The sequence below is a fragment of the Agrobacterium sp. InxBP2 genome (assembly GCF_026191755.1).
Classification (GTDB): domain Bacteria; phylum Pseudomonadota; class Alphaproteobacteria; order Rhizobiales; family Rhizobiaceae; genus Agrobacterium; species Agrobacterium pusense.
This window is the reverse complement of sequence record NZ_JAINDY010000034.1, coordinates 108,618-135,548: the sequence shown is the minus strand read 5'-3', so window position 1 is coordinate 135,548 and position 26,931 is coordinate 108,618. Positions and strand designations below refer to the sequence as shown.

General features: G+C 59.6%; 22 protein-coding genes. 9 read left to right on the top strand and 13 right to left on the bottom strand.

Features of this window, described 5'->3' with window-relative positions; all coding sequences use genetic code 11:
• Positions 1-10: 10 nt before the first annotated feature.
• Positions 11-2,251, top strand: coding sequence for a TonB-dependent hemoglobin/transferrin/lactoferrin family receptor (locus K7A42_RS22470; protein ID WP_282455917.1), 2,241 nt, complete (start codon positions 11-13; stop codon positions 2,249-2,251).
• Between the two features lie 56 nt (positions 2,252-2,307).
• On the opposite strand, the gene K7A42_RS22465 is transcribed toward K7A42_RS22470, so the two are convergent.
• On the bottom strand, positions 2,308-3,258 hold the full coding sequence (locus K7A42_RS22465; protein ID WP_282455916.1) for an extensin family protein: 951 nt from the start codon (positions 3,256-3,258) through the stop codon (positions 2,308-2,310).
• A gap of 282 nt (positions 3,259-3,540) precedes the next feature.
• Here K7A42_RS22465 and K7A42_RS22460 point away from each other — a divergent pair, with 282 nt between their 5' ends.
• Both K7A42_RS22460 and K7A42_RS22455 read left to right on the top strand, forming a co-directional pair.
• A complete protein-coding gene (locus K7A42_RS22460) occupies positions 3,541-5,730 on the top strand; it encodes an anthranilate synthase (protein WP_022556731.1) in 2,190 nt (729 codons plus the stop codon).
• The gene (locus K7A42_RS22455) at positions 5,730-6,239 is read left to right on the top strand and encodes a GNAT family N-acetyltransferase (RefSeq protein ID WP_282455915.1); all 510 of its coding nucleotides are present in this window, start codon (positions 5,730-5,732) and stop codon (positions 6,237-6,239) included. Before K7A42_RS22460 ends, K7A42_RS22455 begins: the two co-directional genes overlap by 1 nt.
• On the opposite strand, the gene K7A42_RS22450 is transcribed toward K7A42_RS22455, so the two are convergent.
• Positions 6,236-7,180 carry an HD-GYP domain-containing protein gene (locus K7A42_RS22450; RefSeq protein WP_282455914.1) on the bottom strand — a complete coding sequence of 315 codons (945 nt, stop codon included), beginning with the start codon at positions 7,178-7,180 and terminating at the stop codon, positions 6,236-6,238. The two genes, K7A42_RS22455 and K7A42_RS22450, sit on opposite strands and share 4 nt — an antisense overlap.
• A gap of 276 nt (positions 7,181-7,456) precedes the next feature.
• On the opposite strand from K7A42_RS22450, the gene ade reads away from it, so the two are divergent.
• Entirely contained in the window at positions 7,457-9,151 is a 1,695-nt protein-coding gene (gene ade, locus K7A42_RS22445; RefSeq protein ID WP_282455913.1) for an adenine deaminase, read from the top strand.
• 67 nt (positions 9,152-9,218) lie between these two features.
• Here ade and K7A42_RS22440 read toward each other — a convergent pair whose 3' ends face one another.
• From K7A42_RS22440 to K7A42_RS22430, 3 genes are all read right to left on the bottom strand, one after another.
• On the bottom strand, positions 9,219-9,770 hold the full coding sequence (locus K7A42_RS22440) for a hypothetical protein (RefSeq protein ID WP_282455912.1): 552 nt from the start codon (positions 9,768-9,770) through the stop codon (positions 9,219-9,221).
• A gap of 265 nt (positions 9,771-10,035) precedes the next feature.
• Complete coding sequence (gene aac(6'), locus K7A42_RS22435) at positions 10,036-10,491, bottom strand: aminoglycoside 6'-N-acetyltransferase (RefSeq protein ID WP_282455911.1); 456 nt, start codon at positions 10,489-10,491, stop codon at positions 10,036-10,038.
• On the bottom strand, positions 10,488-12,152 hold the full coding sequence (locus K7A42_RS22430) for an alpha-glucosidase family protein (RefSeq protein ID WP_282455910.1): 1,665 nt from the start codon (positions 12,150-12,152) through the stop codon (positions 10,488-10,490). Before K7A42_RS22430 ends, aac(6') begins: the two co-directional genes overlap by 4 nt.
• 155 nt (positions 12,153-12,307) lie before the next feature.
• On the opposite strand from K7A42_RS22430, the gene K7A42_RS22425 reads away from it, so the two are divergent.
• A complete protein-coding gene (locus K7A42_RS22425; RefSeq protein WP_282455909.1) occupies positions 12,308-13,228 on the top strand; it encodes a sugar kinase in 921 nt (306 codons plus the stop codon).
• 138 nt (positions 13,229-13,366) lie between these two features.
• Positions 13,367-14,416, top strand: a complete 1,050-nt coding sequence (locus K7A42_RS22420; protein ID WP_022556737.1) for a bifunctional monoglucosyl/glucuronosyl diacylglycerol synthase — start codon at positions 13,367-13,369, stop codon at positions 14,414-14,416.
• A gap of 170 nt (positions 14,417-14,586) precedes the next feature.
• On the opposite strand, the gene K7A42_RS22415 is transcribed toward K7A42_RS22420, so the two are convergent.
• From K7A42_RS22415 to K7A42_RS22400, 4 genes are all read right to left on the bottom strand, one after another.
• The gene (locus tag K7A42_RS22415) at positions 14,587-15,195 is read right to left on the bottom strand and encodes a DUF2026 family protein (RefSeq protein WP_282455908.1); all 609 of its coding nucleotides are present in this window, start codon (positions 15,193-15,195) and stop codon (positions 14,587-14,589) included.
• 196 nt (positions 15,196-15,391) lie between these two features.
• Positions 15,392-16,822, bottom strand: a complete 1,431-nt coding sequence (gene der / locus K7A42_RS22410; protein ID WP_004443070.1) for a ribosome biogenesis GTPase Der — start codon at positions 16,820-16,822, stop codon at positions 15,392-15,394.
• A gap of 132 nt (positions 16,823-16,954) precedes the next feature.
• On the bottom strand, positions 16,955-17,626 hold the full coding sequence (locus K7A42_RS22405; protein ID WP_004443073.1) for a tetratricopeptide repeat protein: 672 nt from the start codon (positions 17,624-17,626) through the stop codon (positions 16,955-16,957).
• Positions 17,627-17,782: 156 nt separating this feature from the next.
• Positions 17,783-18,367: an NnrU family protein gene (locus K7A42_RS22400; RefSeq protein ID WP_006699417.1), complete on the bottom strand. Its 585-nt coding sequence runs from the start codon at positions 18,365-18,367 to the stop codon at positions 17,783-17,785.
• A 149-nt stretch (positions 18,368-18,516) separates the two neighbouring features.
• On the opposite strand from K7A42_RS22400, the gene K7A42_RS22395 reads away from it, so the two are divergent.
• Positions 18,517-19,500 (top strand): polysaccharide deacetylase family protein, encoded by a 984-nt coding sequence (locus K7A42_RS22395; RefSeq protein WP_282455907.1) that lies wholly within the window; start codon positions 18,517-18,519, stop codon positions 19,498-19,500.
• Between the two features lie 48 nt (positions 19,501-19,548).
• Here K7A42_RS22395 and sbmA read toward each other — a convergent pair whose 3' ends face one another.
• The 4 genes from sbmA to K7A42_RS22375 form a co-directional block, all read right to left on the bottom strand.
• Positions 19,549-20,823, bottom strand: coding sequence for a peptide antibiotic transporter SbmA (gene sbmA / locus K7A42_RS22390; RefSeq protein ID WP_006699415.1), 1,275 nt, complete (start codon positions 20,821-20,823; stop codon positions 19,549-19,551).
• Positions 20,824-21,008: 185 nt separating this feature from the next.
• Positions 21,009-22,199, bottom strand: a complete 1,191-nt coding sequence (locus tag K7A42_RS22385; RefSeq protein ID WP_282455906.1) for an MFS transporter — start codon at positions 22,197-22,199, stop codon at positions 21,009-21,011.
• Between the two features lie 282 nt (positions 22,200-22,481).
• Complete coding sequence (gene map / locus K7A42_RS22380; RefSeq protein ID WP_004443083.1) at positions 22,482-23,234, bottom strand: type I methionyl aminopeptidase; 753 nt, start codon at positions 23,232-23,234, stop codon at positions 22,482-22,484.
• A 51-nt stretch (positions 23,235-23,285) separates the two neighbouring features.
• The gene (locus tag K7A42_RS22375) at positions 23,286-24,350 is read right to left on the bottom strand and encodes an LLM class flavin-dependent oxidoreductase (protein WP_282455905.1); all 1,065 of its coding nucleotides are present in this window, start codon (positions 24,348-24,350) and stop codon (positions 23,286-23,288) included.
• 205 nt (positions 24,351-24,555) lie between these two features.
• Here K7A42_RS22375 and K7A42_RS22370 point away from each other — a divergent pair, with 205 nt between their 5' ends.
• On the top strand, positions 24,556-25,332 hold the full coding sequence (locus K7A42_RS22370) for a 3-hydroxybutyrate dehydrogenase (protein WP_004443086.1): 777 nt from the start codon (positions 24,556-24,558) through the stop codon (positions 25,330-25,332).
• 127 nt (positions 25,333-25,459) lie between these two features.
• Positions 25,460-26,929 (top strand): xanthine dehydrogenase small subunit, encoded by a 1,470-nt coding sequence (gene xdhA, locus K7A42_RS22365; protein ID WP_037089723.1) that lies wholly within the window; start codon positions 25,460-25,462, stop codon positions 26,927-26,929.
• Positions 26,930-26,931 lie beyond the last annotated feature (2 nt).

Sequence of the window (26,931 nt, the reverse complement as noted above, 5' to 3'; positions counted from 1 at the left end):
GGGGTATTTAATGTCCATTTCGCGCACGCATTCCGCGCTGCTTCTGTGCACTGCCATCTCTCTTCTGCCGCTCGCCGGCCCCGTGCGGGCGCAGGATGCCGCGGCGCAGGCGGACGGCACCACCACGCTCGAAAAAATCGTCGTCAAGGGCAAGCGCGTCAAAAGCGCCAATGCCGTCGCCGATACGCCGCTGGCGAGCCAGACGACTGCGGAAGACATCCGCAAGAAGGACATCGGCAGCATCAAGGACCTCGGCAACAGCACGGAACCGGGTGTCGATTACGTCGACGCCAAACCCGGCCGGCCCGGCGGCCTGTTCATTCGCGGCCTCGGTGGCGCACGCGTCGTCACCTTGATCGACAATATTCCCGTTCCCTTCTTCGAAAACTTCGCCCGGCAGGGTCAGGCCACCACCACATTGAGCAATACGAATTCGAGCTTTGATTTCTCATCGCTTTCGACCGTTGATGTGGTGCGTGGCGCCGATTCCAGCCGCATCGGCTCCGGTGCCCTTGGCGGCGCTCTGGTACTGCGCACGCTCGAACCGGAGGACCTGATCGGTGAAGGCAGGGACTGGGGCGGTGTCGCCAAGACCACCTATGACAGCGAGGACAGGAGCGTGGGCGGATCGCTCGCCGTCGCCAGGAAGATCGAGAACACCTCGGTCCTGTTCCAGGGCTCCTACAAACGCGGCAATGAAACGGACAACAAGGGTACGGCCGACATCTACGGCACGCGTCGCACCAAGCCCAACCCCGCCAACACCTATGAAAGCAACCTGATGTTCAAGATCCGCCAGGATCTGGAAGGTGGCCACCGCATAGGACTTACTGCCGAACGGTATTCGCTGAGAGACCGCAGCGACATGAAAACCCTTCAGGGTGTCAGCGTATCGGGCTCGACCTATCGCATCGGCGATTACCGCGGTTACGAGGACACTGAGCGCGACCGCGTCTCGCTTGATTATGAATACGAGGCGCCCTCGACTGACAGCGTGATCGATGCCGCCAATCTGTCGCTCTACTGGACGCGCCTCTCCAAGGAATCCGGCGCCGGCGACCGGCTGACCAATAATTCCCTCTATATTCGCGAAGACAGCATGCGCAACAGCGCCTTCGGTATCGTCGGCGGCCTGGAATCCGGGTTCGAGCTTGGCGGCGTGCAGCACACAGTCCGTTTCGGCGGCAACGCCATGACCACAGATTTCAGCCAGGAGCTTTTCGCCAATACGGCCGGTTCGACCTCATCGTCGCAATCGGACATGCCTGACGTGAGCGGCAAGAGCCTCGGCCTCTATCTCGATGACGAAATCGCCTTCGGCAACGGCTTCCGACTGACCCCCGGCCTGCGCTTCGATTCCTACGATTACGATCCCGATGGCTCGGTTTCCAGCAACAGCGGCTACCGAACATTCGGCCTACCGAGCGGCAATAGCGGCTCGCGCTTCTCGCCGAAGCTTCTTGCCACCTATGACGTCACGCCCGAACTACAGCTTTTCGCACAATGGTCGATGGCCTATCGTGCCCCCACGATCAACGAACTGTATCTGAACTTCTCCAACGTCAGCTCCGGTTACGCTGTTGTCGGCAACTCCGCCCTCAATCCCGAGACCAGCAACGGTTTCGAGATCGGTGCGAACTACGCCTCAGGCGACCTGACGGGAAGCCTGACGCTGTTCCACAACAAGTACAAGAACTTCATCGAACAATATACGACCTCGACAACGCTCTTCCCCGGCTTCGGCGGCAGGGGCAACGGATCGCTCTTTACCTATCGCAACCGCAACAACGTCGAAATCTCCGGTGTGGAGGCCAAGGTCCGCAAGGATCTGGCAAACGGCTTCTTCGCCCACGCTTCGCTCGCCTACGCCTATGGCAAGGACACCGACACCAACGAGTTCATCCGCACGGTGGCACCGTTCAAGTCCGTCCTCGGCGTGGGTTATGCGCAGGATGTCTGGGGCACGGAACTGACGGGCGTTTTTTCCGCCGGCATGCGTGACGACAGGGTGGCCAACACTTTCGACGCCCCCGGTTACGGCGTCTTCAACCTGACCGGTTGGTGGGAACCCGAGCAGACCAAAGGCCTGCGCATCCAGGCCGGCATCTACAACCTGTTCGACAGGAAATACTGGAATGCCGTCGGCGTCCGCGACGTGAACCCGAATTCGGTCAGCACGGTCAATCAGCCGGTCGATTTCTACACGGAAGCAGGCCGCACCTTCAAAATCTCCCTGACCCAGAAGTTCTAAATCCGGGGCGGAAGCATCAACTCCAGTCGGGCGGCCTTTCGGGTCGCCCCTTTTTGTCAGCGGCAATAGAGATAGCCGCCTTTTCGCTCCAGCACGTCGAGATGCAGGTGATCCTGATGGGTTGCGTCGCTGCCGGGCGAAAGGACCGTGCGGAAAAACAGGCAGGCGGCAGCGGTAATCGTGCGCTGAAAAGCACCCTCCGGCGTCCCGTCCTCACCGCGCGGCTTCATCACCAGCGGCTCGCCCTTATCGAAGGAAATGGTGGAAATATCCACGGCATTGCCCTTGGCATGTTCGGAAATCTTGCCGTTTTCCGCGCTGTTGCGGTTGCGGCAAATGTAGGTCGAAGCGTTGGCGATCGTCGTCACCTTTCTGTCCGGGAAAGCGAGAGCCGTCGCCGGCACCATCATCTCCTTGGTCCAGCGTGAAAGGGCAAGCGCGGTTTCGCAGCGCATGGTCCCCGATGGCTCCAGCTTGATGCCAGGCAGAACCACCGATAGCTCGACGGGCGATTCGATGCCGCACCCCTGTTCCTCGTCGCGGACGGGCTCAAGAGGTTTGAACTCGGCGCCAATCTCCTTCAACGAGGCAAGACATGCCTGGAGTGCGGCCGGGTCCTCCGGCTTCACCGGCTCCGGTGGCTTCTCGTCAGGTTTCGCCGTTTCGACAGTCGGTTTCTTCTGCTCCACGCCATCCTTGTCCTCGCCTTCCTTCTTGGCGTCATCGGAACCCTTGTCTGCGGGTGTCTTTTCGCCATCGGATTGCTGGTTTCCGGAAGCATCGGGTTTCGCGACCGGCTGCTCCTCGGGCTGCTCCTCGGGCTGCGGCTTGGGAACGGGTTTGGGTGCTTCCGCCGGCCTTTGCGGCGTCTCGTCGGATGGCTTTTCCGAGGGGGTGGAGGACTGCCCCTCACCCGGTTTCGGCTGCGGCACCGGCACCTGCGCCGGCGGTTCAGAGGCAGAAATCAGTGCGAGGGTGGTTACCAGAAGACACAGGCGATGAAGCATTTGACGGGGCACTCCTGACCGTTTCGGCAGGGGTGCAACGCCGCGGCGGCCCGTTAGGTTCATTCCCTTGCCGAAATCCGCTTGCCAAGGCGGATCGTGCACGCTAACAATTTTCGCATGAACATCGTGTCTAAGAACATTGCTAACTGGTGGTGGAGCAGCTTTACGCGGCCTTGACCAGTCATGTCTTCAGACAAAGTCCAAGCCGCCCGAATTTTCAGGCGGCTTTTTTGTTATCTTGCCGCCTGTCATCGGGCCTGAACAACGGGAAGTGCGAAAGAAATGGTAACGATCATTCAGGATGACGGAGCGGAAACCTACGAGACGAAAGGCGGCATCAAGGTCAGCCGAAAGCGCCGGCCTGCCGATTATGCCAACGCCATCGACAATTATGTCGAAAAGCTCGATTCCCATCGCGGCGCGGTTTTCTCATCCAACTATGAATATCCCGGCCGCTATACGCGCTGGGACACGGCCATCATCGACCCGCCGCTCGGAATTTCCTGTTTTGGCCGCAAGATGTGGATTGAGGCCTATAATGGCCGCGGCGAAGTACTGCTTTCCTTCATCACCGAAAAGCTGAAGGCGACGCCCGATCTCACGCTCGGCGCTTCCACCACGCGTCGTCTTGATCTTACCGTCAACGAACCGGACCGCGTCTTCACCGAAGAAGAACGCTCAAAAATCCCGACCGTCTTCACTGCGCTGCGCGCCATAGTCGACCTCTTCTATTCGAACGCGGATTCGGCAATCGGCCTGTTCGGCGCCTTTGGTTACGACCTCGCTTTCCAGTTCGACGCCATCAAGCTGTCGCTGGCGCGCCCGGAAGACCAGCGCGACATGGTATTGTTCCTGCCCGATGAAATCCTGGTCGTTGATCACTATTCCGCCAAGGCCTGGATCGACCGTTACGATTTCGAAAAGGGCGGCGTGACGACGGACGGCAAGTCCTCCGACATCGCGCCCGATCCCTTCAAGACAACCGATACGATCCCGCCCAAGGGCGATCACCGTCCCGGCGAATATTCCGAACTTGTCGTGAAGGCCAAGGAAAGCTTCCGCCGCGGCGATCTGTTCGAGGTCGTCCCCGGCCAGAAATTCATGGAACGCTGCGAAAGCAACCCGTCGGCGATTTCGCGCCGCCTGAAGGCGATCAACCCGTCCCCCTACTCCTTCTTCATCAATCTCGGCCATCAGGAATATCTGGTCGGCGCTTCGCCGGAAATGTTCGTGCGCGTCTCCGGCCGCCGCATCGAGACCTGCCCGATCTCAGGCACCATCAAGCGCGGCGATGATCCGATTGCCGATAGCGAGCAGATCCTGAAACTGCTCAACTCGAAGAAGGATGAGTCCGAACTGACCATGTGTTCGGATGTGGACCGCAACGACAAGAGCCGCGTCTGCGAACCCGGTTCGGTCAAGGTCATTGGCCGCCGCCAGATCGAGATGTATTCGCGCCTCATCCACACGGTGGACCACATTGAAGGCCGCCTTCGGGACGATATGGACGCCTTTGATGGCTTCCTCAGCCACGCCTGGGCCGTGACCGTCACCGGTGCACCGAAGCTCTGGGCCATGCGCTTCATCGAAGGCCATGAAAAGAGTCCGCGCGCCTGGTATGGCGGCGCCATCGGCATGGTCGGCTTCAACGGCGATATGAACACCGGGCTTACGTTGCGCACCATCCGGATCAAGGACGGCATTGCCGAGGTGCGTGCGGGTGCGACCCTGCTTAACGATTCCAATCCGCAGGAAGAAGAAGCCGAAACCGAACTCAAGGCATCCGCCATGATATCAGCCATTCGCGACGCGAAAGCCACCAACGCCGCTTCCACCAAGCGCGATGCGGCTAAGGTCGGTACCGGTGTGAAGATCCTGCTTGTCGATCACGAAGACAGCTTTGTCCACACGCTGGCGAATTATTTCCGCCAGACCGGTGCGACCGTCTCCACCGTCAGATCGCCGGTCGCAGCCGACGTATTCGATCGCTTCCAGCCCGATCTCGTCGTGCTTTCCCCCGGACCGGGCAGCCCGACGGACTTCGACTGCAAGGCGACGATCAAGGCGGCCCGCGCCCGCGAATTGCCGGTCTTCGGCGTCTGCCTCGGCCTTCAGGCTCTGGCGGAAGCCTATGGCGGCGAGCTTCGCCAGCTTGCGGTGCCGATGCATGGCAAACCCTCGCGCATCCGCGTGCTGGAACCGGGCCTCGTCTTCTCCGGTCTCGGCAAGGAAGTGACCGTTGGCCGTTACCACTCGATCTTTGCCGACCCCTCCACCCTGCCGCGTGATTTCATCATCACGGCCGAAAGCGAGGACGGCACGATCATGGGCATCGAACATGCCAAGGAACCCGTGGCTGCCGTTCAGTTCCACCCGGAATCGATCATGACGCTTGGCCAGGACGCCGGCATGCGCATGATCGAGAACGTGGTGGTGCATCTCACCCGCAAGGCGAAGACGAAAGCCGCGTGATGGCTGCCGCCGATACCACCAACATCGAGCCAATACGGGCGGAGCACGTTGAGAGCTTTCATCGTGCCCTTGATGCGGTATCGCGCGAGCGGAAATATCTGAGCTTCCTGGAGGCGCCGCCGCTCGATGCGGTGCGCGCCTTCGTTCTCGACATGATCGAAAACAACCATCCGCAATTTGTAGCGATTGCGGATGGCGAAGTGGCGGGCTGGTGCGACATTCGGCGCCAGGACAGAGCAACCCGCGCCCATTGCGGCACACTCGGCATTGGTATCCTACCAGCCTACCGTGACAAGGGACTTGGCGCGCAGCTGATGCGGCGAGCGCTCGATTCCGCCCGTCAAGGCGGGCTGCATCGTGTCGAGCTGAGCGTGCATGCGGACAACGCCAGAGCGATAGCGCTGTACGAAAAAATCGGCTTCGTGCATGAGGGCCGGGCCCGCGATGCCGTTCTGATCGACGGGCGCTATATCGACAGCCTGAACATGGCGATCATCCTCGGCAACTAAACCCTCGGCAGCGCAGCGGAAATACAAAGCGCGAATTTCTTCAGCAGCTGCAGGTCGAAATGTCCCTCCCGACGCAGCATCCAGGTCAGCGCGTCATTCGCCGTCCATGGCTTCTTGTAGGGTCTGACCGAAGTCACGGCGTCGTAAACGTCGCAGATGGCCGCGATACGCGCGTAAAGGCTGATCTCGCTGCCGGCACGCCCGCTGGGATAACCGCCGCCGTCAATTCGCTCATGATGATTGAAGCAGACATCAAGCACCATCTCAGGCATCTGCTCGTTTCGCGACAATATTTCCCGCCCGAATGCCGGGTGGAGATTGATGATTTTGCGTTCGTCGGTGCTCAACCCATCCGCCTTGTTGAGAATGGACGAGGGGATTTCCACCTTGCCAATATCATGCAGCAGGCCACTGACGCCGAGCAGATCGACCGTTCCGCGGTCGAGCCCGAGATAATTACCGAAGAGGATCATCAGCCCGCTGACGGAAACCGAGTGCACGAAAGTCGTTTCATCTTTCGATTTCAGGCGGGTGACCCCGATGAAGATCGCCGGGTTCGACTGTACGGCATCGGAAATCTTGCCCGCCGCCGCCGCCATGCCCTTCAGCGACACAAGGCCGCCGGCTTCTGCGGAAGCAAAGGTCTCGGAAATAGTGCCTGCGGCTGATCGGACCGCATGGGTTACGGCGGCAATGGTTTCCGGGCAATTGTCCGGCGCCAGCGAAACCGCAGCCGAACGCCTGCCGCCTTCGGTATCGTATCCCCTGGCCGTGTTGATGATGATGCTTTCAGCGCCGCTTGATTTCAGTTGCCGCATCAATTCCTCCTGCCGCAAAAGAAAGCGGTGCCGCTTTAAAAATCCCTGATTCGAAAGCGTTCCTTCGACCGCTTCGATAAACATGCCAAGTGTCAGTTGCTGGGTGGAAATTCGTTTGAGCATCAGACGCTTTTATTTTCCTTCCCGGGAATATAACCTAAAACCGCAATTCGTAAAAATGCCGGCGTACAACCGGATGAACTATAAAGGTGAAGTCAAGCCTTCCCAATCCCGCCTAAACTTGAACCTTGAAGATTAGATACCACAAATATGAAAATTTTTTACTCTCGATATATTTAAAACTCAAAGAATCAATTCGAATAGATCCAGAAACAACCCTCGAATGTAAATAATGAAGATTCTCGCATACGACGTAAATCAGGAGCCGAAGAAAGCCGCATGAATTCCAGACTTGAAAAGCGCATCGACCAGGGTACGGGCCGTGAACCGGCAGACATGGTTCTCAAGAACGGCCGCTTCTTCGATCTCGTCACCGGAGAACTCGTTGCCTCGGATATCGCCATTTGTGGCGATACGATCGTGGGAACCGGTGAAAGCTATGAGGGTTACCGGGAAATCGATATTTCCGGCAAAATCGTCGTCCCCGGTTTCATCGATACGCATCTCCATATCGAATCGTCGCTGGTGACACCGCATGAGTTCGATCGCTGCGTTTTGCCGTATGGCGTCACCACCGCCATTTGCGATCCTCATGAAATTGCCAATGTGCTCGGGGTGGAGGGGCTTCAGTTCTTCCTCGACAGCGCCATGGAAACCATCATGGACATCCGCGTGCAGCTTTCCTCTTGCGTGCCCGCCACTCACTTGGAAACCGCTGGCGCCGACCTGCCTATTGAAAAGCTGCTGCCGTTCCGGAACCACCCGAAGGTCATCGGCCTTGCTGAATTCATGAATTTCCCCGGTGTCATCCACAAGGACCCGGTGTGCATGGCGAAGCTGGAGGCTTTTCAGGGCCAGCATATCGACGGGCACGCACCGCTTCTTTCCGGAACAGCGCTGAACGGTTATCTCGCTGCCGGCATCCGCACCGAGCATGAATGCACGAGTGCAACGGAAGCGCTGGAGAAAATCCGCAAGGGCATGCACATTCTGGTGCGCGAAGGCTCGGTCTCGAAAGACCTGCATGCCCTGATGCCCATCATAACCGAGCGGCTGTCGCCCTATCTGGCGCTCTGCACCGATGACCGCAACCCGCTCGACATCGCCGAACAGGGCCATCTCGACTACATGATCCGCACCGCGATCGCCAGCGGCGTGGAACCGCTCGCCATCTATCGCGCCGCCTCTATTTCGGCCGCCAAAGCCTTTGGCCTGCGCGATCGCGGCCTGGTCGCGCCGGGCTGGCGCGCCGATCTCGTGGTGATCGACAGTCTGCAAAGCTGCAAAGCCAGCATGGTTCTTTCCGGCGGCCGGATCGTCAACGATGCGCTCTTTGCCACGCGCAAACCGGTCGCACCGGTCGGTCTCGACAGCGTCAAGGCAAGACCCGTGCTCGCCTCGCATTTTGGCGTGCCGGTCACGGAAGGCGAAAGCCCTGTCATGGGCGTGCTTCCAGGCAAGATCATTACCGAGCACCGTCGCTACAGACTGCCGACGGACGGCAACCAAACCACCGTCGATCTCGAAAACGATATCATCAAGGTCGCCGTCATCGAACGCCACGGCAAGAACGGCAACCATGCCAATGGTTTCGTTCAAGGTTTCGGCCTGAAAAAGGGCGCCATCGCCTCCACCGTCGGTCATGACAGCCATAATATCTGCGTTGTCGGGGTGAGCGAAGACGACATGGCGCTGGCCGCTAACCGGCTGGGCGAAATCAAGGGCGGTTTTGTCGTGGTGGAAGACGGCAGGGTGACAGGCGAAATCGCTTTGCCCGTCGCCGGGCTGATGAGCCTTGAACCCTACGAGACCGTTCGCGATACGCTGCACACCCTGAGAAAAGCAGCCTATGCGCTGGGCACCACGCTGGAAGAACCCTTCCTTCAGGTCGCCTTCCTGCCCCTGCCCGTCATCCCCCATCTCAAGATTTCCGACATGGGCATGGTGGATGTGGACCGGTTTGCGCTGATCTGATGGTGGCTTGGCGACTAGCGGCAGCGAAGAACGCTTCGCCTCCGTTTTTGAGGCCGCTGGCGCGGCCTCATGCCTTCGTCTCCGCAGGCCAGGTGACATAATAATATTTGCCCGCGACCCTGCCGAAATAGGCATTTTTCCCCGTCGCCTTTTCGACATAACTCCCGTTTCCGTCCTTGGAAAGCGCACCGTCTTCGCTGCGCTTCAGTTGAGTATTGAGGAAGTCGACCCAGTTGGTCTTGGCGGTATCGGTAGCTGTGGTCGGCGTTGCTTTTTTCTGGTTGGGATCCCACGCATTGATCGTTTTACCCTGAGTGGGATTGGTAACCTGCAGGGCCCCGCGCTCGAGAGCGCCTACCATTGCCCGGGCGCGCAGATATTGCGCCGGATCGTCGCCAGCCAACGAGAGCTTCGCTTTCAGATTCCGCATGAAAGCGGGCGACGCGATATAGTCGGCCGAAGAGGTTTTTGCCGCTGGCGTCGATGAGGATGTGCGGGCCGCCGATTTCCCGGCAGGAAATACATCCCGGATGGACGGAAGGGCAGCCTTGGCTTTGCCGCCTGAGGATCTAGTATTACCGCTGTTGGGCTGATTGAAATTCTTGATTGAAACGGACATGACAATTCCTGCTTCACTAACGAGTGGTGATGGAAATATGCAGGACTCGATGTTTGACGCCGAAAGCTTGCCCAGGACTTGCAGTACAGCCGAAATAAATGCGAAACCATTATTTATTCGGAGGAAAAACGATAATATAAACATCCGAAATTATGAATATACTTAAATAGCTTCGTTACGACGTTAAGACAAAGCCATGACGTAACATGCGGCGGTGGCAACCCGCCCCGCAGCCAGAGACTCTTCGCGGATCAGCACAGGCAGCTTATCGCCTCGGGATCAGCGACCTGCGAAAATAAACGACGCGCTCCGTTTCCTCAAATCCCAGGGCCGCATGCATGCGATGGGAGCTGAGATTGGCGATATCTGCATCGGACGCAAGTTCGCTGACGCCTTGGTCGATGGCCCATCGGGTCACCTGCTCCACCAGAAGGGCGGCGACGCCCTGCCTGCGAAACGCCTCCTCCACGTAGATTCCCTCAAGAAACGCCACGGGTGACGTATCGCAGCCGTTGACGTAATCCCGCCGCAGGCTGACCTCGGCAAAACCAATGGCCGATCCGGCAAGATCGTGAACGATAAATCCAGCCCCGGTTTCGCAAACGTCCTGCAACTCAGCCCGATGGTCTTCAGGCGCCGTATCGGGCCAGAGACGGTGTCGCAGAAGGCACCAGTCATCCGGATAGTCGCCAGCATTTCGGACGTCGAAAGTCCCGCTCATTCAATGCTCCCGCAAAACACGTCCAGCCCCTCAAGCTTGACGATGCCGCCATCAAACAGCGGCTCGAAACCCGGCATCGGCAGGATTGTCGTCACGTTCATGCCCCTGGGGATGGGAAACTCCACCGGCTTGCGCGTCAGGTTGAAAACGAAAAGCAGCGTATGCTCGCCCTTGTGACGCGTGAAGGCCAGCACGTCGAGATTGGTTTTCAGGAACGTCATGTCCCCGTCACGCAGCGCGCCATGGCTTTTCCGGAACGACAGAACCGCCCGGTAATGGTTCAGGATCGAGTCCGGCCTGCGTTCCTGCGCATCCGCAGCGTGCATGGCATGCGCATAGGGCACCGGCAGCCACGGTTTGTCAGCGGTTGAAAAGCCGGAATTCTGCTTGCCTGTTTCCCACACCATCGGCGTGCGGCATCCATCGCGCCCCTTGAAGGCTGGCCAGAAGCGGATGCCATAGGGGTCACGCAAATCAGCGAAAGCCAGCTCAGCCTCCGTCAAGCCAAGTTCCTCGCCCTGATAGAGGCAAATGGACCCGCGCAGGCTGGCGAGAACGCAGATGGCAAGCTTGGCAACCCGCGTCTGTTCTTCGGCGCCTTCCGAAAACCGGCTGAGATGGCGCACCACGTCATGGTTGGAAAAGGCCCAGCAGACCCACCCGTCCGTCACCACCTTGCCGAAAGTCTCGACCGACCCGCGGATGTGTTTGGCGGTGAAATCCGGCCCCAGAAGGTCGAAGGTGTAGCACATGTTGAGCTTGTCGTTGCCGGATGTGTAAGCAGCAACGGTCTTCAACGACCGCGCGCCGTCACCCACTTCACCCACGGTGGCGCGGCCCTCATACTCATCGAGCAGTGCGCGGAAGCGCTTCAGGAATCCGATATTTTCCGGCCGGGTCTTGTCATAGAGATGGTCCTGCATGCCGTAGGGATTGACGTCGGAAGCGTCGAGCCCGAAGCTTTCCTCGTCGAACAGCGGCGGGTTGTCACGCAGGAGCTTGTCGTGGAAATAGTGATTGACGGTATCGAGCCGGAAACCGTCCACGCCGCGATCCAGCCAGAAGCGTACCGTTTCCAGCAGCGCATCCTGAACCTCGGGATTGTGGAAGTTCAGGTCCGGTTGCGACGTCAGGAAGCTGTGCATGTAATATTGCTTGCGCACGCCATCCCACTCCCAGGCCGGCCCGCCAAAAACTGAAAGCCAGTTCGTCGGTGCCGTGCCGTCCGGCTTGGGATTGGCCCACACATACCAGTCAGCCTTGCTGTTCGTCCGGCTCGCCCGGCTGTCCACGAACCATGGATGCTGGTCCGACGTGTGCGAGATGACCTGGTCGATGATGACCTTCAAGCCGAGACGATGCGCCTCGGCCATCAGCGCATCGAAATCAGTGAGCGTGCCGAACAGCGGATCGACATTGCAATAATCCGAGACGTCATAGCCCATATCCGCCATGGGCGAGGTGAAGAAGGGCGAAAGCCAGATTGCGTCGACACCGAGCGAGGCGATGTATGGCAAGCGCTTGGTCACGCCGGCGAGATCACCATAGCCGTCGCCTGTCGTGTCCTGAAACGAACGCGGATAGACCTGATAGATCACCGCTCCCTTCCACCAGTCCGATTGCGCTTGGGGTTTGTGGACCGGGGCATGGGATAACGTCATCGGCAATCTCCTGATCGTGTCTGACGGAGAGAATATAAAGCCGCCGCCTCCGCGTAAACCTTAACTTCGCACCTGCACAAACGGCCAAAACCACCTTGTCAGCAGCGCGCACTCGTCGTAAGCCGCATGGCTGGAAAAAACGGGAGGATGACGGCGTGGGCGGACGATTTCTGTCGATTGGCGAATGTATGGTGGAACTGTCGCAGGCCGGCAACGGGCTGCTGCGTAAGGGTTTTGCCGGCGACACCTTCAATACCGCCTGGTATGCGCGCGCCTGCCTGCCGGAGGAGTGGTCCGTCGATTATTTCACCGCACTCGGCGACGATCCGCTTTCGGAAGACATGCTGGCATTCATTGCGGAAGCCGGCATCGGCACGGAAAAAATCCGCCGCATCAAGGGCGGCACGCCCGGTCTTTACCTGATCAACCTGAAAGACGGCGAACGTACCTTCAGCTACTGGCGCAATGCCGCGGCGGCAAGACAGCTCGCTGCGGACGCGGACCACCTGCGCAAAACGGTCGAAAACGCCGACGTGGTCTATTTCTCCGGCATTACGCTCGCCATCCTCGCCTCCGCCCATGATGTCGATACATTCCTTGCGGAACTGCGCCGCGCTAGGGCGACGGGCAAGCTCGTGGTCTTCGATCCCAACATCCGCCCGCGCCTCTGGGCGGACAAGGACATCATGCTGGAGACGATCTCCAATGGCGCCCGCGCCGCGACGCTTGTCATGCCAAGCTTCGATGACGAGGCGAGCCATTTCGGCGATACCTCCGTGGAAGCGACCATTGCCCGTTACCGTTCGCTCGGTGTTGAAAACATCGTTGTGAAGGACGGCGCCAAGGGCGCAACACTCGATTTCGGCGGCACCCGCAGCCACGCCCCGGCGATGAAGGCCGTTGAGGTGGTGGACACGACGAGCGCCGGCGACAGTTTCAACGGCGCCTTCCTCGCCCGTTATGTGACCGGAAGCTCTCCGGAAGAAGCGGCCACTTTTGCCGCTAGGGCGGCGGCAACCGTGATTGGCCACCACGGCGCGCTGATCAGCCCCGAATTGCTCCCTCTCGTCGGATAGCCGCCACGCCCGGCCAGCAAACAAGGTTTTGCAGCCGTCACAGACCCTGACATGATCCTGTAACACGCGCGCCGCATATACGGGCGGAAGCCGGGCAATGGGGATTCGCCCGTGCGCAGATGAGCAGGATCGGTGTTCATGACGAGAATCACGATTGTCACAGATGCCTGGCACCCGCAGGTCAACGGCGTGGTTCGCTCGATCGAGAACACCAATACCGAACTGGCGCGGCTCGGCGTCGACGTGCGCATGGTGACGCCGCAGAGTTTTTACAGCATCCCCTGCCCCACCTATCCGGAAATCCGCCTTTCGGTCGCCGGTTATCGCCGCGTGGCGGCGGAGATCGAAAAAAGCCAGCCCTCCTTCGTGCATATTGCCACAGAAGGCCCGCTGGGTTTCATGGCGCGGCGCTGGTGCGTAAAGAACCGCATGCGTTTTTCAACCAGCTATCACACCCGTTTTCCCGAATATGTGGCGGCGCGCTTTCCCGTGCCGGAAAGCTGGCTTTATGCCTTCGTGCGCTGGTTCCACAATGGCGGCAACACCTGCATGGTGGCGACGCCAAGCCTTGAGACAGAACTGGAGGCGCGCGGTGTGCGCAACCTCAAGCGCTGGAGCCGCGGCATCGACGCCGAACTCTTCCATCCCCGCCCGAAGGCAAAGCTGCCCTTTGACCTGCCGAGACCGATTTTCATGACCGTGGGACGTGTAGCGGTGGAGAAGAACCTGCCGGAATTCCTCGATCTCGACCTGCCGGGATCTAAGGTCGTCATCGGCGACGGCCCCGCCCGCCATGAATTGCAGGAAAAATACCCTGACGTCCTTTTCACCGGCGTCAAGACCGGCGAGGATCTTGCCGACGCCTATGCGCAGGCCGATGTCTTCGTTTTCCCGTCCAAGACAGACACCTTCGGCAACACCATTCTGGAAGCTCTGGCAAGCGGCGTGCCCGTGGCCGCCTTCCCCGTTACCGGACCAATCGACATCCTTGGCGGCAACCCGGCGGCCGGAGCGCTGGACGACAATCTTCGCGATGCCTGTCTTGCCGCCCTTCATTGTTCGCCCCAGGCGGCGCTGACGCTCTCCAGGAGCTACAGCTGGGAAAAGGCATCCAGGCAATTCCTCGACAATGTCATTCATGCCGCTGGCAAATCGCTGCCGCTGCTCTCCCGCTCCCAACTTGCATGAGTCGATCCCAGAGATTTTCTTCAGGGATAGTGGACGAAACCGATCGGGAATGTCACAAGGCGATCAGGACGCGACTGCCGTTATCTTTAGAACGGGGTCGGGCTGCTGATTGACGTCAGGCGGCTGCCGCGAGATTACGCTGGCCGTCCTTTAGTCCGATAAACCGGTGCCTACCAGGCACCGACCAGAGATTCGCCCGTCAGTGGCACGGTCCGCGCCTTACCGTCCCGATCCGTTACCGAAAGCGACGCGGCCATCTGCTTGGGTGACTTGCGGAACCAGTTGGCGGCGACGCTTGCCATATCGCCGATCATCGCGTGTTTGTGCCATTCGGCAAAGCGCTTGGCTGTTGCTTCCGGCTCCGAACGATAGAAGAAATTGCCGGATTGGCCGAGATCGTTGATGGATGCCGCCATGGCGGAGAGTGGCCGCTGGAACATTTTTGCCGGCACCGACAGCCCCCGGGCGCTATCGGCAAAAGCCGGCGCCATGACATCGATCGCCCAGCCATCGGCCTCGATCCAGCAGTGGAAATTCTCGCCCGCACCTGTCACGTAACCATCGTCGCGATGATCCGCGAACAGGAGCACCTTTCCGCCAAGATTATAGGCCGCAAGCCCGCCCTTCGGCACCGCTTTCACCTTGTAGTGCTGCTGCAGGATGAAGGCGCCGAAAGTGCTGAAATACATCGAGGCCGAAGCGGGATCGGCATTCTGGGCGAGGAGCAGGCTGTTGATGACGCGGTAGATCCGCCGATAGTCGGTCTGCTTGATCAGCATGATTTTTACTCTTCAAAACAAGGCGTTGGATGAGCGTCCGCCGCTTGTTTCTTCTCCCCGAGGGGGAGAAGTCCGCGGCAGCGGGATGAGGGGGCTAGGCCAGCGATATACGGAGAGCTTGCCCCCTCATCTGACCCTTCGGGCCATCTTCTCCCCGGCAGGGAGAAGAAAATTGCCGCGACGTCTCACGCCAAAATCAACGTCTCTTCTTCGCCTTGCTCTCAAACGGATTGTCCGAGCCGCGATAATGTACGCGGATCGGCACGCCCGGCATGTCGAAATCCTTGCGCAGGCCATTGACGAGATAACGCGTATAGCTCTCCGGAATGGCTTCCGGCCGCGTGCAGGAAATCATGAAGGCGGGCGGGCGGGCCTTGACCTGCGTCATATATTTCAGCTTCAGGCGGCGGCCGGAGACGGCCGGCGGCGGGTGCTGCGTGGTCTGCGCGTCGAGCCAGCGGTTAAGCCTTGCGGTGGAGATGCGGCGGTTCCAGACCTTGTCGGTATCGATGATATTCTGCATCAGCCGGTCGAGACCATACCCCGTCTGTCCGGAAATCGGCACGGCGCGAATGCCGCGCGCCTGCGGCAGCAGACGCTCGGTCTTTTCACGCAGATCGGCGAGATAGGCCTGCGGGTCTTCGACGAGATCCCATTTGTTGAAGGCGAGCACGGCGGCGCGGCCTTCGCGAATGACGAGATCGACCAGCTGCAAATCCTGCTTTTCGAACGGAATGGTGCTGTCGAACACGATGACCACGGTTTCGGCGAAGCGGATGGAGCGCAGCGAATCCGCAACCGAGAGCTTTTCCAGCTTCTCCGTCACCTTGGCCTTGCGGCGCATGCCAGCCGTATCGAACATCTTGATAGTGCGGCCGCGCCAGTCCCATTCGACGGAAATACTGTCGCGGGTGATACCGGCTTCGGGGCCGGTCAAAAGGCGATCTTCGCCGAGGAAACGGTTAATCAGCGTCGACTTGCCCGCATTCGGCCGGCCGATGATCGCGACGCGCAGCGGCTTGGTCTCGTCATAGACGGGCTCTTCGTCTTCCTCGTCCTCGCTGCCGGGCTCGCTGCGTGGCAGAACGATATCCGTTTCCGCCTCGTCCACCTCCGGAGGGAAGGCGACGTCTTCGCCGATCGCCTCGACAATGGCGTCGCGCAGGTCGATCATTCCCTGGCCGTGTTCGGCCGAGATCGGGCAAGGATCGCCAAGACCGAGCGTGAAGGCATCGTAGAAACCGGCGTCGGAACCGCGCGCTTCGGACTTGTTGGCCACCAGCACCACCGGCTTGCCGCGTCGGCGCAGCATTTCCGCCAGCGTCTCGTCGGCCGGCGTCAGGCCTGCCTTTGCATCCACGACGAAGAGTGTAACGTCGGCATCGTCGATCGCCGCTTCCGTCTGGGCCCACATGCGGCCCTGAAGCGTTTCCGGCCCGGATTGCTCCAGACCGGCGGTATCGATGATGGTGAAACGCAGGTCGACGAGCTTTGCCTCGCCAGGCCGGCGGTCGCGGGTCACGCCGGGCGTATCATCCACCAGCGCCAGCTTCTTTCCGACGAGACGGTTGAAAAGCGTGGACTTGCCGACATTGGGGCGCCCGACTATGGCGACGGTGAAGCTCATTGATCCTGGTTCCTTAAAGCACGTCTGCCCAAAACGTTACCTGTTTTGGGCAAAGGACATGCGTAAAATAATGCGTTGGATCGCTTTGGCAATGCGAAGATTGTCGGCGCGATCTCGGGCGGGGCAGCGGCGTTAGGCAGCCTTGCCCGAAGCGGTGATGTTATCGAGCATGATCTGCGCGCGGTTGGTGACGTTGCGCGGCGCCTGCGTGTCGCCGACGATCTGCTCGAACCATTGCTTGGCCTTGGCGAAATCGCCAGCCTTATAGGCGGCAAGACCGAGCGCCTCGCGGGCGGAAGCGCGCATGGTCTGGCCGTCAGTGCTGAGCGGTTCGGCAAGCGCAGCCACCTGATCATAGGTGCCATTATCGACCAGCAGCCAGGCGGCGCGAACCTTGGCGGCATCACGGAAGACCTGCGGCGCGGAATTATCGTTGCCGATCGCGGTGAAGGCGGCGATCGCACCGGCCGCATCGCCCTTCTGTGACAGCAGCGTTGCCGAACGGAACTTCGCCAGAACGGGATAGTTGCCGTGACCGGAGGTTTCGAGATCGGCGAAAGCCTTCAGCGCCTCATCCGTCTTGTTTTCGGAAGCGAGTGTCAGGGCCGCCAGGAACTGATCGCCGGAATTGGAGGCACGGCTGGTGTTCCAGTATTCGTAGATGCCGGCACCGGCGGCACCGAGAACAACGAGGACGGCGGCACCCACGACCACGATACCGTAACGGCCCCAGAAACGCGACAGCTGCTCGGAGCGGATCTGCTCGTTCACTTCGCGGATAAAGGTATCATTCTCGTTTGCCATCAAATTCTCCGTTACCCGCGCGGAGATCGTGTCCCGATCCATCCGTCCGCGGACATACCAAGCCGCTTACCCGGATCGGCAAAAGTAAGGCCAACCGGGTCATGGTCGGCCTTCTAGCCTATTTTGCCTGATATGTAAGGGGGAAACGTCGATTTCCTACATGGCGATGGGCTGAACGCCGATCAACCATTCGTGCAGTTTCAGGATGAAAGCCCCCCACAGAACGATGCCGCCGACGACCGCCACCAGATCGTAGCGGCTTGAAACGAAGTCGCGGACCACTTTTTCGCCTGCCCGTTCCCGGCGCTTCAGCGAAATCCGCATCACCACGCCCCAGGCAAGGAACGACACGAAAAGCAGGATCGAAGACGTTTCTCCATTGGCGAGAAGATGCGCGAGCGCCCAGATTTTGACGGCCAGAATGAGCGGATGTTTGGTCTTCGTTGCGATATGGCCAGCCGGGATGAGGCTGGCCACGAGACAGATCATCGCCAGCAACATCAGGGTAATGGCGATGTGGCTCATCCAGACCGGCGGATACCAGAGCATGCCCGTCTCCTGCCGCGCTTCGCCGAAAGCGTAAATGACAAGGCCGAGCGTGATGAGGCTGACGACGGAATAAACGCCCTTGAATGGCCCTTCACCCATCGTCGCGATCATGCGCGCGCGAAACTGCGGTGCGATCACCTTCAGGAGATGGGTGAGCAAAAACAAGGCAAGACAGAGTGCGAGAAAAAGCATGGAACACGGCCCCCGGAGTGGAACGAAGCGGCTCAATCACCGCAGTCAAGAACAGGAATTAGGCTGAAAGTCATGAAAACGCCAGACTATTCAAAGCTTCGCCTTATTCCACCCGCAAAAGGCCACGGTGTTCATATGACGGAAGACTGATGTTTCGCCCCTTTGCCGCCTTTTCCCTGTCGCTTCTCGCCGCCCTTCCCGCTTTTGCGCAAGAGGTGCAGAAGCCAAAGCAGCTTGTCATCGTTTCCTTCGACGGTGCGGGCGACAATACGCTTTGGGAAAGAAGCCGGACGACGGCGAAAGAAGTCGGGGCGCATTTCACCTATTTTCTCGCCTGTACGCTGGTGATGGATCGCAGGACCAGCGCCAAGACCTATCAGGGACCGGGCCAGAAGGCCGGCCGCTCCAATGTCGGCTTCGGCCAGTCGCCGGATGAGGTGGAGGCAAGGCTTAGAAACATCTGGGCCGCCTATCGCGAAGGCCACGAGATCGCCAACCACACCTGCGGCCATTTCGACGGCGGGCAATGGACCGCCGAACAGTGGGAGGGCGAATTCACCACCTTCACCAGCACGCTGGAAAACGCCTGGCAGATGATCGGCAAGAAGGGCGAGGAGCCCGAAGGCTGGCGCGACATGGTCAAAAAGATCAATGGTTTCCGCGCGCCCTATCTGTCGCAGGGTCCGGCGCTGACCGCCGCGCAGAAAAAGCATGGCTTCGTTTACGACGCCACCAGCATTACCAAGGGACCGGAATGGCCGGTGGAGCGGGAAGGTATCCAGCATTTCGGCCTGCCGCTGATACCCGAAGGCCCGGGCAACCGCCCGATCATTGCCATGGATTACAACCTCTTCATCCGCCACTCCGTCGGCGTCGAAACGCCCGATCGCTCGAGCGAGTTCGAAGAGCGCGCCTACACTGCCTTCCGCAACGCTTTCGACAGGCAGTACAATGGCGAACGCATTCCCCTGCAGATGGGCTTTCACTTCGTGAAAATGAATGGCGGCGCCTACTGGAACGCCTATGAAAGGCTGCTGCGCGAGGTTTGCCACAAGACCGATGTCGCCTGTGTGAGCTATGCTGAAGCCATGCCGATGATCGAGGCGCGCAAGAAGCTGAAGACCGAGGGCTGAAACCTCTTCATGAAAAAAAGGCGGCCGATTGGCCGCCTTTTTGTTTGGTCATGGGCGATCAGCATCCAGCTCGCCGCCTCTTGCTTCCCGAAGCAGGTAGCGCTGGTCGATTTCAGGCAGTTCCTGCCCTTCGATGGCCGCTTCGAAAGCTTTAAGACGTTTGTAGATCGACAGGAGTTCAACAATGGTCGTCCATGAGTTGACGAGGTACTGGAACGAGCCACGGACCTGTTCAAAGACGTTGAGTACCTGGTTCATCAGCCCGAGCGTTACCTTGCCGGCAACGATCGACGGGATGAGTACCAGTGTGCCAAAGATGTTGTCCGCCTGCAGATAAAAGATGCGGGCGACGTTGAAGTAGAGATAGTGGAAATAGAGGCGGAAATAATTCTTCCGGACATTCGCGAACAACTCGCTGATGGTCAGGGGATCCGCGCGATCTTCATGGTCTTCACCATAGACAAGTTCTTTTCGATACGCCGCTTCGACGCGCTGATTGCGGAACTCGAGGCCGGGCAGTTTGATACCCACGAGCGCCAGGAAAACGGTTCCGAACACTGACCAAACGATCGCAGCCCATACCAGCGCATGCGGCACGGTCCCGAAAAACGGCAGGTCCGTGATGGTTTCCGAGAAAGTGAACAGGACAGGTAGAAATGCAATCAGAGTCATGATCGCGCGCACGAAGCCCACGCCCAGCCCCTCGACCGTGGAGGAAAAGCGCATCGTATCTTCCTGCACACGCTGCGAGGCACCTTCAATATGCCGCAGACGATCCCAGTTCGACATGTAGAATTCGTTCATCGCCGTGCGCCACCGGAAAATGTAGTGGCTGACGAAAAACAGATTTAGAACGCCAACGAAGATGGCGACGAAGGCAATGCCTGCGAAACCAAGCGACCCCATATATAGCTGCTCAGCCGTAACAGGCGCCGTTCGCGCCAGAGCCTGCTGGATGAGGTCGTAGAACGGCCCGTACCAGGCATTCACCGCAACACTCACCTGCACCGAAAAATACGTTGCGAAAATAATAAGCGCCGAACCGAGCACTGACCAGTTTTGCCAGCGATGGGGTCGATACCAGAACCAGAATGCGGAAAAGATCAGCGCGGCAACGGCGTAATAGATGTAGAACCACAGGAACGGCGTGGACCAGAAAACCGAAACGCCGATGACAGGCTCCTGTCCGGCAGGCAAAGGCGGCAGACCAATGGCGGCGCCCCAATTGCGGCCGCCGGCATACCAAACGCCGATCATGGCCATCGCCCAGACGAAGGCAGACGTGAAGAACAATTTCGGTTTGGGAAAGAAGGAATGAAACACGTTTCGAACTCACGCGCGTTTGAAATCAGCCATTATTGGCGAAGCACTAGATTGCCCGAACCTAGGGCAGAAATTTGTGCACAGCAACGGCGAAGCGCTGACCTTAACAAGATGTAAGGCAGAGTCCGTGGACGATACCCAGCGGAAACGCAGGATGAAAGGGGAAGAGACGGCGGCCCGCGGCCTTAACCACGCCGCTCCGTGGCGAGCACCGGCAGCATCAGCAGAATGCTGACGACGAGCACGGCGGAGGCGAGAACGCTGGGCGCGGTAAAACTTCCCGTTGCCTCGGCAATCCAGCCGGCGGCAAGCGGCCCGACGATCTGGCCCGTCCCGAAAGCGGCCGTCATCAGCGCAAAGGCGCGACGCGGGCTCGGACCCGCAAATTCCCGGCCGAGCTGTAGCCCGTAAGCGGTGATGACCATGAAGGTCAGCCCCAGGAGCAGACCACCCATGAGTACACCGGACACGGGCGGCAGCATCACGGAGGCGAAGACGCCGACGGCTTCCACGGCAAGAACGATCACGAAAGCACGTTTCAGCCCCTGCGCCCTCAATAGCGGCGTCCAGAGGAACAGGGATACCGCAGCGGCGCAGCCGGTGATGAACCAGGCGAGGAACTCCACGAAAACACCGGCTGCTGCCATGCGCGCTATCGCCACGATGAAGGTGGCTGTGATGACATAACCGAAGCCAAAAAGACCGTAGGCCAACGTCGTCAGGAAAAGCGGTCGTGTCCAGCTGAGCGGCGGTTCCGCCACCGCGGAAGCATGCCGCGGCGGGCCTGCCGGCAATATCCTGAAGACGAGCATAAAGGTCAGGAAGGAGAAGACGGCGCCGGCGATCCATTCCTCCCGCCACGAGGCGCCACCTCCATCGAACACGACACCGATGAGATAGACCGCAAGCGAGGAGATTGCGATCCCCGCGCCAACGCCACCATAATGCAACGCCTGGATATTGTCCCTGCCGGCCTTGACGGCATGGCCGATGACGATCTGCGAGGTGAAGATCATGGTCAGCGCACTGGCGATACCGGCGAGAAACCGGATGACTGTGAAAGCGGCGACGGAGTTGAAAGCCGCCATCGCCAACAAAAGCGCTCCGGTTGCAAACAGGCCGCTCAGCGCCACCAGCCTTTCCCGTCCCGAGCCCCATGAATAGGCGGCGAGAACCGCACCCGCCAGATAACCGGCAAAGTTACCAGCCGCCACGATCCCCGCATCCCCCGCAGACAGGGGCGCGTTCGCCATCATGCCAGGCAGGATCGGCGTAAAGGAAAAACGGCCGAAGCCCATGGCGGAGGCCATCATCAGCGCACCGGCGAAACCGAACGCTGTCAGATGTCTGGCGGAAAGTGGCTTGTCGATGCTCATGCATGGCTTATCGCAACGGGGAGGATAAGGGACAAGCGAGTTATTTTGATCGCGTTATAAGCAGTCGTTATCGGTCAAGCGGTGAGCATCGAGGGTGCCGCGTATTTCCTCTCCCCGCCAGGGAGAAAGTGGCTCGAAGGGTCGGATGAGGGGGCCAGGTTGCCGGATTTCGGAGAGCTTGCCCCCTCATCCCGCTGCCGCGGACTTCTCCCCGCCGGGGAGAAGAAACAAGCGGCACGCGCCCGCTCCGACAGCGAAAACGAGGCGGCTAAGGAGGCGTCGTCAGTCCGCGAGCGTCAGCACCAGCGGTCCGTTCTTGGTCGCGACCACGGTATGCTCATACTGTACCGTCGGCGCGCTTGGATCGCTGTAGAGCGTCCACGGATCATCATCGCCGTCTTCCGCCCAGTAAGCCCCCGTCGAAAGAAATGGCTCGACAGTGAAGACCATGCCTTCCTGCATGATGCGTCGCTCATCCTTGTCCGGCCAGGTCGCCAGTTCCTTCGGCTCCTCGTGCAGCGAACGGCCAATGCCATGGCTCGCCAGATTGGTGATCAGCGTGTAGCGGTTTTTCTTGGCGAAAGCGCCGATGGCATTACCGATATCGGCAAAGGGCCGGCCTGTCTTCACCTGCTGCAGGCCTGTCCACATGGCGCGCTTGCCATCGCGGCACAGCCGCTCGATTTCCTTTTTGACCGGCGGCACGGCGAAAGACGAACCCGTGTCGCCGAAAAAACCGTTCTTCACGGCCGAGACATCGATATTGACGAGGTCGCCCGCCTTGATGATGCGCGCTCCCGGAATGCCGTGGGCCACTTCCTCATTGACGCTGATGCAGGTCGCACCGGGAAACTTGTAGCAGAACTCCGGCGCCGATTCCGCATCGTTATCCTCGAGCACCTTGCGGCCGATGGCATCCAGTTCGGCCGTGGTGATGCCCGGTTCCAGCGCATCCGCCATGGTCTGCATGGCAACGGCGCATATGCGGCCGATATCCTTCAGCATGACCAGTTCTTCGTCGGTGGAGATAACCATATGTCTTTCCGTCATTGTGAATGGCGGGTCTCGTGGCGCCCGCCTTGGTAATCATGAGGCCGTGGCTTTCACCGGATCGGCGCTCCCCGTCAATTCTTTTCTGACGATCGGAGCGACTTTCGTACCATAAAGCTCGATGCCGCGCATGATCTGATCATGTGGCATCAGGCCGATGGCCATCTGCAGCAGGAAGCGATCATTCCTGAATACCCCATGCGCCTTGATGATCTTTTCTGCCACCAGCTCCGGCTCGCCGAGAAAAAGATTGCCTTCCGGGCCACGCGCTGCATCGAAATGGGCGCGGTTGGTCGGCCCCCAGCCGCGCTCGCGGCCGATGCGGTTCATCACCTCCGCCTGCGGACCGTAAAACTGATCGGCCGCCTTGTCGGTGGTATCGGCAATGAAGCCATGCACGTTGATGCTGGTGCGCAGTGTCGTCTTGTCCTGACCGGCCCGCCGGGCAGCCTCGTGGTAGAGATCGAAGAGCGGCGCGAACCGGCGATATTCGCCCCCGATAATGGCGAGCGCTACCGGCAGCCCCATGGCGCCGGCGCGGGCGACCGATTGCGGCGTGCCGCCAACGGCGATCCAGACAGGCAGACGTTCCTGCAGCGGTCGCGGATAAACGCCCCGACCGTTGATGGCCGGGTGCTTGGTGCCCGACCAGGTGACGATTTCCTGTTCGCGCAGCGCCAGCAGCAGATCGAGCTTTTCGGCAAACAGCACGTCGTAATCTTCCAGATCATAACCGAACAGCGGATAGGATTCGATGAAGGAGCCGCGCCCCGCCATGATCTCGGCACGGCCGTTCGACAGGAGATCGACGGTGGAAAACTGCTGGAACACGCGAACGGGATCATCCGAACTCAGCACCGAAACGGCGCTCGTCAGACGTATGTTCTTCGTCGTCACCGCCGCCGCAGCAAGCACGGTGGAGGGCGAGGACACAACATAGTCCGGGCGGTGATGTTCGCCGAGCCCGAACACATCGAGACCTACCTGGTCGGCAAGTTCGATTTCCTCCAGAAGCTCCCTGAGCCGGCGCGCGCCTTCCGGCCCCCGGCCATCGGCGGGGTTCGGGTTGACATCCGCGAAAGTGTAAAGACCGAGTTCCATGAACATACCTCTGTTTGCCTGTCCGAGAGATAGGGACTGAGGCCCCCGCAGACAAACGCATAATATGGAAGTTTAGCTTCGAAAAAATGGATGGGCGCCGCCGGATCCGTGTCCTGTGACCCCGGACAGAAATGGCGATTGCCAGCCTGCCTTCTTGGGCATACGCTGGTTAAATATGTGCGAAGTAATGCAAAAAGGGGAAAGCATGCATCGGACAGTTATCGTGACAGGCTCCACGAGCGGCATCGGCCTTGCCATTGCCCAGAGATTTGCAAGGGAGGGCGCAAATGTCGTGCTGAACGGTTTCGGCGACGAGGACGAGATCGAAAAACTCCGTCTGGTGCTGGAAGCCGAAAGCGGCGGGCGCGTGCTTTACCATCCCGCAGACATGACGAAACCGGACGAGATCGCCGATCTCATCCAGTCGTCGCACGATAAGCTCGGCTCGGTCGACGTGCTCATCAACAATGCCGGCATCCAGCATATCGCGCCCATCGAGGAGTTTCCGACGGAAAAATGGGACTGGATCATCGCCATCAATCTGACCAGTTCCTTCCATACCATGCGCGCCGCGATACCGCTGATGAAGAAGGCTGGCAAAGGCCGCATCATCAACATTTCCTCGGCCCATGGCCTCGTAGCCTCGCCGTTCAAATCGGCCTATGTGGCCGCAAAGCACGGCATCATGGGCCTGACGAAAACGGCGGCGCTGGAGCTTGCGCAGACCGGGGTTACCGTCAACGCCATCTGTCCCGGTTATGTGCTCACCCCGCTGGTGGAAAAACAGATACCTGAGATGGCCAAGGTGCGTGGCATCAGCGAAGAGGCGGTGAAGAACGACGTGATGCTGGAATTGCAGGCGACGAAGCAATTCGTCACCGTCGATGATGTCGCGACCGCGGCCATATTCCTGGCCAGCGACGCCGCCAGCAACATCACCGGCACGCATATTTCCGTCGACGGTGGATGGACAGCACAATAATCGCCAAATTTTCTTTCCGTTATGGAAAGAATGAATTGCCAAAACGGAAATCGATATGCCTGCCGGGGCGTGCATAGATGAACAACAAGAAACCGGCTCGGCGGCCGGACAAAAAGCAAGGCATTGCATGAACGACGCGATCAGCTTCATCCTCAACAGCGAAACGATCTCGCTTAGGGATTTCGGACCGACAGACACGCTTCTCGATTACCTCCGCATCAGCAAGCGGTTGACCGGGACCAAGGAAGGCTGCGCGGAAGGCGACTGCGGCGCGTGCACGGTGCTGGTTGGGCGGCTGCTGGACGGTTCGCTGCGTTATGAAAGCGTCAATGCCTGCATCCGTTTTCTGGGCTCGCTGCACGGCACCCATATCGTGACGGTGGAGCATCTGGCAGCCCGCGACGGCACGTTGCACCCCGTGCAGCAGGCCATGGTGGATTTCCACGGCTCGCAATGCGGTTTCTGCACGCCGGGCTTCATCATGTCGCTTTACGGCCTGTGGCTGACCAGCGAAAACCCCGGCCGCGCCGATATCGAGAAGGCGCTGCAAGGCAATCTCTGTCGGTGCACGGGTTACGAGCCGATCGTGAAGGCCGCCGAAAAAATCGCTGCCGCCCGCCCGAGCGCCCTGTTCGACCCGCTGCAACGGGACCGCACCGATATCATGGCACGGCTTTGGGCGATCCGCGAAAACGAGACGATCACCATCGTCAGCGGCGAAGACCGCACCATAATTCCGGCAACGCTTGCTGATCTTACCGAAATCTACGCCGCGGAGCCGAAAGCGACCATCGTTGCCGGCTCAACCGATGTCGGCCTGTGGGTGACGAAGCAGATGCGGGCGCTGAACCCTGTCATTTTCATCAATAATCTCGGCGACCTGCAGACCATCACGGTGGGCGAAGACGGTATCACGCTCGGCGCGGGCGTCACCTACAGCCAAGCCTTCAAGACCATCGCAGAGCATTTCCCGCCGCTTGCCCGGCTGTTCGATCGTCTCGGCGGCGAGCAGGTGCGCAACATGGGCACCATCGGCGGCAACATCGCCAATGGCTCGCCTATCGGAGATACACCGCCGGCGCTGATCGCGCTTAACGCGACGCTGACTCTGCGTTCTTCCTCGGGAAACCGCAGCCTGCCGCTGGAAAGCTATTTCATCGATTACGGCAAACAGGACCGGCTCAGCGGCGAATTCGTCGAAAAGCTCTTGATTCCGTTCCAGAAGCCGGAAAGCCACTATGCCGTCTACAAAATTTCCAAACGCCGCGACGAGGATATTTCCGCGCTGTGCGGAGCGTTCAATCTGACGCTTGATGCTGAGGGCGCAGTCGAAGACATCCGCATCGCCTTCGGCGGCATGGCCGGTACGCCGAAACGCGCTGCACATCTGGAGGCGGCGCTTCTCGGTAAAGCGTGGTCGCAGGACACGATTGATGCCGCGCGCGATGCGTTGGACGAGGATTTCACCCCGCTGACCGACTGGCGGGCGACCGCCGAATATCGGCAACTGACGGCCAAGAATTTGCTGACACGGTTTTTCCTCGAGACAGCAGGGGAAAAGCAGGAACTTGCCCGCTTCTCGCTGGAGGAGGCTTGAAC